We start from the raw sequence: 3,448 nt of genomic DNA, 5'->3' as shown, positions 1-3,448 counted from the left end.
GACAGGTGGCTTTCTTTTAAAGCTGTAAACACTGCTATATCAGTGTTTACAGCTCTTTTTTTATCTTGCATACCCAAAAATTACCCACTTCTATTTTTGTTTGATCTATTTCGAATAAAATAGTCTTTTTTTCTTTACAAAAACGAACATATGTTTGTATAATAACTTTGAGGTGATTGATATGATGGAAGATTTTATCCGACTAAATTTGGGAGATAAATATGCAAACTTTTACAAAGAGACCACAGCAGACGAACGAACCCAAATAGATTTAAATTTTATTTCTATCTTAGCTACAGGTCAGAGTAAGCAGCCGGTCAGCGTAGAGAAAGAGACAATTATAAAAGATGGATAACTAAAAGTTAGATACATTCTTGAGGCAGAAATAGACTTTAAAAAGAATTAGTAATGATTTTAATAATATTAGGAGGAACACATATGAGAGAATTAACCATCGAATTACTTGTGAAAAAGCATAATTTATTAGAGGAAATTGAAGACATGTCTGGTTACAGTTCTCGAATCTGTCTAGATGACTATTATCTGGAAGAACATGAAATGATAATCCTTTGCAACGAGTTAGAAAATACTTATGAGGGTTTTAGTTTTGAAGTAGTGCCAGTGTTTGGCGGTTTCGCTCAGGATCTTCTTATTACTAATAGAAAAAAGAAGACAGAATATGATGCTATTCCTAAAACTAAGAAACGAGGTGATGTTTTCAAAGCCCTTCACGAAAAACATTCCACAATCACCTCTGCTATGTTTAGCGCAAACTTGAATGAAGCGATAACCGAAAAAGAATACGAAAGCCAAATTGAGTTTTATGATTTCCTAATGAACCAAATAAGAGATTAAGGAGTGATTGCATGCAGTCGAAAACTGGAACAGTTAGCAGCATTAAAATATTGAAAATGTCAGAACGTCCCCTCATCTTCTTTAAACTTAATGAGACTAGCTGCTTGATTGCATCGCACTCATTGAAGTTTTTAGCTGAGGTTGACGAAGGAATGAAGCTCGCAGTATGCGGCGAATACAATAGTAGAAAACAATTCATCATAAAAAGGTATTCCGTTATCGGCATGACGAAAATCATGATAGAATTTGAAGAAAGCAAACTCCCTAGAAAGAAAGTGATTTCGTGAAGGTAAATGGACTATTGGTCACGTTGTCTATTAATTCTTTTGATGACGATTACAAAGGCATTTATACATCTGCGAATGGTAAGCTGCAGGCGTTCACGTCGATTAAAAAAGATGTACAAGGCGACCTCCTACTCTTTCGTGAAAGTAAAAAGCCACCGTTGTTGGCTAAGGATTTTTTAAAAGTATTGATGTTAAACAAGAAAAAGAACCTCTACTATTGAAATGGCGCTAAAACAGAATTTTATGGTGTACGTATGGATGGCGGGAAAATTGTGATTTAATTTGTTTTTTAAACGTTTTAAATATTTTTACCCTTTTCTGAAATTTGATTATTTATTTTAATTTAAATTTACTTTTTCATTGTATATCAAATTATTCTTTGGTATATTATAAGTGAATATGCCGATACCCTCACACCCTTTATGGGCAGATACGTTCTGTGGTGAGGGTTTTTTTTATAACTAGGAGTGTGACAAATAATGTCTGGACCAACACCACTTTCTTATAAGCAACAAGTAGGATTATTTCAATCGCGTGGAATGGTAATAAATAATGTTAGCAATGCAGAAAAACTTTTAGCACAATTAGGCTATTACAGAATAAAAGAAGCGGCCAAACCTTTAGCAACGTTCGAAGGAGAAAGCGTTAGCTATAAAAATGTAGCATTTGATAAAGTAATAAGTCGTTATTACCAAGACAAAAATTTACGTGTATATTTACTTCACTGTATTGAAGAAGTGGAAGTTTCTGTCAAAACAAGCGTGGCTTATATTTTAGGAAGAAACGGTCCTTTCAATTATTTGAAATTTTCGTCTTGGTGCAATCGTGAAGAGTATTGCAGATACTACTTATCTGATCGCCAAAAAGATTTTACTAAACGATTAAGATCCAAGATTTCAAACTCCTCTAATCCCGAGATAAAGAAATCATGTAATTTGAATTCTAAAAAGCAGCCATCAATATGGTTAGCAATTGACGTTTTAACTTTCGGAGACATCATCTATTTGGTAGAACTCATGTCACAGAATAACCTAAGACGGTTAGCCGATATTTATCAATGCACCCCCTCCGAATTATTATCCTGGCTAAAATGCTTGAAGTTTGTTAGAAATATTTGTGCTCACAATTCTAATATTATTGACATTAAACTGAACACTACGCCAATTATTCATGATTCTTGGAAACATTTACTATATAAAGTTGAAGGACCTAATGAAAAATATACAGATAGAATCGCCATTGTTTTATGTGTCTTAAGAAAAATTATGGATATTGTTAATCCTGCTTATAACTATGGAAAAATATTTTCCTCAATAAACACTGTTGCTTCTACTGATGTTTTAGCTAATCAATTAGGGTTTAGGCGTCGCTCCTCGATTGCATCGATAATGCCTAAATCAGGAAATAAGAAGCGCAAAAATAAACTGCGAATGAAGAGAACTACATGATTCTTCGCGTACCTTCTAATAAAGTAGGTACGTTTTTATGTACATTTTAGTTGATGATTTAAACTTACTACTGCTACTGATTGATAGCGAAACTGATGAACTTTTACACTGGAAACAATGCCGATCGATTGGTCATTTGGAATCTACAATTGAAGTCTGGATGCAGATGATTTAGCCCTCAAAAGAGGGCTATTTTTTTGAAAAAAATCGTATTATATCAAAGGAAAATGTTGACTTAATTATATATCCGATATATAATAAGAGTATAGAAAGGGGGAAGGAAATGCTAGGTGAAATAGAAAAAGCCATCAAAATTATTTTCTACTTTCTAGGTAGTGTCGAGCTACTTAAAAAGATAATTGAAAACAACGATGATGACTAACCACTTGAGGGGCTTAGCCCCTCTACACTATTATTCTAGCATGTTTTTTATGAAAAAGAAATATATCTATATCGTCTTGTTATTGTTCAGTTTGCTGTTTCTAGTTTTAACTATTCTCGGAAAAAATATCCCAGTGTTAAGTAGTGTTTTCCCATTAATATTACTCTATGTACTTATTCATAACAAAAAGGAGAGATAGACATGACCGAAAAGAAAACCTCAGATTCACAACTTCGCGCGTCTAAAAAGTGGCAAGAGAAGAATAAGGAACATATGAACTATATTCGTAAACGATCTGGTGCAAAAGGGTATATCAAAATCGCTACAGCAGAAGATTTGGACGAATTGATTCAATTAATAAATGAAAGAAAAAAAGTTCTTAATGAAGAGTAAACCCGAATTTAAACAGACCCTCAGCCTTAATTGCTATGCTACCCCTATCTAGGACAAGGAAATAATTAAATCCTAGATAGGGG

General features: G+C 33.4%; 6 protein-coding genes. All 6 read left to right on the top strand.

What is annotated here, in order from left to right:
- Positions 1 to 184: 184 nt before the first annotated feature.
- The 6 genes from NRIC_RS19385 (at position 185) to NRIC_RS18855 (ending at position 3,365) form a co-directional block, all read left to right on the top strand.
- Positions 185 to 355, top strand: a complete 171-nt coding sequence (locus NRIC_RS19385) for a hypothetical protein (RefSeq protein WP_175580162.1) — start codon at positions 185 to 187, stop codon at positions 353 to 355.
- Between the two features lie 83 nt (positions 356 to 438).
- Complete coding sequence (locus tag NRIC_RS18875; RefSeq protein ID WP_146624274.1) at positions 439 to 855, top strand: hypothetical protein; 417 nt, start codon at positions 439 to 441, stop codon at positions 853 to 855.
- A gap of 11 nt (positions 856 to 866) precedes the next feature.
- Positions 867 to 1,142, top strand: a complete 276-nt coding sequence (locus tag NRIC_RS18870) for a hypothetical protein (RefSeq protein WP_146624273.1) — start codon at positions 867 to 869, stop codon at positions 1,140 to 1,142.
- The gene (locus tag NRIC_RS18865) at positions 1,139 to 1,363 is read left to right on the top strand and encodes a hypothetical protein (RefSeq protein ID WP_146624272.1); all 225 of its coding nucleotides are present in this window, start codon (positions 1,139 to 1,141) and stop codon (positions 1,361 to 1,363) included. The genes NRIC_RS18870 and NRIC_RS18865 overlap by 4 nt, the downstream gene beginning before the upstream one ends.
- Before the next feature lie 258 nt (positions 1,364 to 1,621).
- Entirely contained in the window at positions 1,622 to 2,590 is a 969-nt protein-coding gene (locus NRIC_RS18860) for an Abi family protein (protein ID WP_146624271.1), read from the top strand.
- A gap of 583 nt (positions 2,591 to 3,173) precedes the next feature.
- Entirely contained in the window at positions 3,174 to 3,365 is a 192-nt protein-coding gene (locus NRIC_RS18855) for a hypothetical protein (RefSeq protein ID WP_146624270.1), read from the top strand.
- Positions 3,366 to 3,448: the final 83 nt, after the last annotated feature.

This window comes from Enterococcus florum (assembly GCF_004309355.1).
GTDB lineage: Bacteria > Bacillota > Bacilli > Lactobacillales > Enterococcaceae > Enterococcus_A > Enterococcus_A florum.
Note: the sequence above shows the minus strand (reverse complement) of the source record. Positions and strands in the feature narration are given on the sequence as shown.

Bases quoted from the DNA above. Each gene is read 5' to 3' on its own strand.
- NRIC_RS19385 (WP_175580162.1), top strand. From the start codon at position 185: ATGGAAGATTTTATCCGACTAAATTTGGGAGATAAATATGCAAACTTT.
- NRIC_RS18875 (WP_146624274.1), top strand. From the start codon at position 439: ATGAGAGAATTAACCATCGAATTACTTGTGAAAAAGCATAATTTATTA.
- NRIC_RS18870 (WP_146624273.1), top strand. From the start codon at position 867: ATGCAGTCGAAAACTGGAACAGTTAGCAGCATTAAAATATTGAAAATG.
- NRIC_RS18860 (WP_146624271.1), top strand. From the start codon at position 1,622: ATGTCTGGACCAACACCACTTTCTTATAAGCAACAAGTAGGATTATTT.
- NRIC_RS18855 (WP_146624270.1), top strand. From the start codon at position 3,174: ATGACCGAAAAGAAAACCTCAGATTCACAACTTCGCGCGTCTAAAAAG.